Genomic DNA, 1,617 nt, shown 5'->3' with positions numbered 1-1,617 from the left:
AGGAAAACGGAGCTGAATGAAATCCGAAGATTTCATCCAACTCCGTTCTTTATTAGAGACTTATGTCACAGTCCCTTTTTGTAGTTATTAAACAACGATTCAGAAATGCAGCCGCTTTTCTAGGGGCTTATCAACAATCCATGCAACTAACGCTCCCACAATGCCTTGTAGCAAATTGGTCCCGATACTCCAAAAACCAGTGATAATAGATTTAGACAAAATCCAGTCAGCAAAAAAGTAACCAATAACCATTATGATTACGCCAACTAACAAGGCAACTTTTTTATGACCAGTTTTTTTAATAATAAAGCCGGCTAAGAAACCTTCTAAGCCATGCGAAACAAAAGAAAAGACCATATATTGGCCATAACCAGAAATCAAATCAAGCAATAATCCCCCAAAACCGCCAACAAATAACCCAGCAGCCGGGCCGAGCAACATGGAGGCTAACAGGATAGCAGCGTCACAAAGGTTGATGTTCCCCTTAGTCATTGGAATTGGAATGAGAAAAATGCGTCCTAAAACAACGGTAATTGCCAGTAGCAGAGCAGCAAAAATAGTCTTTTGTAATCTTTTATCCTTCATGAATTATCAGTTCTTTCAATAAATTATGTAACAATAAACCGTATTTTCTATCACTTTCACTTAATTTTGCGGTCTCGCGGACAGCTATTTGAACCAACTGGTTGGCTCGTAAAAATGAGTAGATTGGCTTATTACTTTTCAATAACAGGGCGGCAAAAGTTGCGGTGAAAACATCTCCCGTGCCATAAAAATGACCAGGGAGTCGGCTAGTGCGACTTTCTTCTGCTGGTGTGGCAGCCTGGCCGGACCAATACTGACTGATTACCTGATTATGCGCCCCACTAATTCCGGTGACGATGACATCTCCACCATAACCACTAGACCGTAATTCCTGAATACAGGCATAGATTTCAGTATTGCTAGTAGCCATGATCGCTGTAGGTTTGCCTGCTAGGAGATACAATTCTGTAAGGTTTGGGCTAATGATAGAAGCGTAATTGATCATTTTCCGCAACTGAGCTGGCATCTCGGCAGCTATCCCTGGATATAAGCGCCCTTGGTCAGCCATAACGGGATCAACAATAACCGAACGGGGAGAACAATGAGCTAACCATTGCGTGATTGATTTCACGGTGCTTGGGGTTCCCAGGTAACCCGTAACAATGTTTTCCAAATCCATATCTGAAATTTGCTGCCAGTGGCGAAAACTTTGTTGTTGAAACTGGTGCAGCGCGTCACTATTCATCATTGCGGGTTTGCCAAATCCTTCACTTTGACTTGATAACACTGTTGCGGGCAATGCTGCCGTCGTGAGATTTAGCGCGTGAAAAATGTCCAAGGCGGCAACCAGTGACAGATTGCCGATCCCGGAGAAATCCTCAACAATAGCTGTTGTCTTCAAGTAACCGCCCCGCTTTCTAAAAGATTTATGTATATTTTATAATATAAATTTAAGATAACAAGACAAAACCGTTAGTGAACTACTCGGCCATGAATGACCGAGCTTCTGGGAACGCGAAGTAGTATTTAGGGTATTACACAGGTATTCCTGATACCTAACTTACAGAACTTCGCTATTTACCACGGCTAGTC

The 1,617-nt window shown here is 42.4% G+C and carries 2 protein-coding genes; both read right to left on the bottom strand.

The window, feature by feature from the left end:
* Positions 1–99: 99 nt before the first annotated feature.
* On the bottom strand, positions 100–585 hold the full coding sequence (locus QOR82_RS09040) for an ECF transporter S component (RefSeq protein ID WP_283584408.1): 486 nt from the start codon (positions 583–585) through the stop codon (positions 100–102).
* Complete coding sequence (locus QOR82_RS09035; protein ID WP_283584407.1) at positions 575–1,426, bottom strand: PfkB family carbohydrate kinase; 852 nt, start codon at positions 1,424–1,426, stop codon at positions 575–577. The genes QOR82_RS09040 and QOR82_RS09035 overlap by 11 nt, the downstream gene beginning before the upstream one ends.
* Positions 1,427–1,617 lie beyond the last annotated feature (191 nt).

This window comes from Limosilactobacillus difficilis, from assembly GCF_947387495.1.
Taxonomy (GTDB): Bacteria; Bacillota; Bacilli; order Lactobacillales; family Lactobacillaceae; genus Limosilactobacillus; species Limosilactobacillus difficilis.
Note: the sequence above shows the minus strand (reverse complement) of the source record. Positions and strands in the feature narration are given on the sequence as shown.

What these genes read in the sequence shown, in the direction of transcription:
- QOR82_RS09040 (WP_283584408.1), bottom strand. Translation starts at nt 585, where the DNA reads ATGAAGGATAAAAGATTACAAAAGACTATTTTTGCTGCTCTGCTACTG.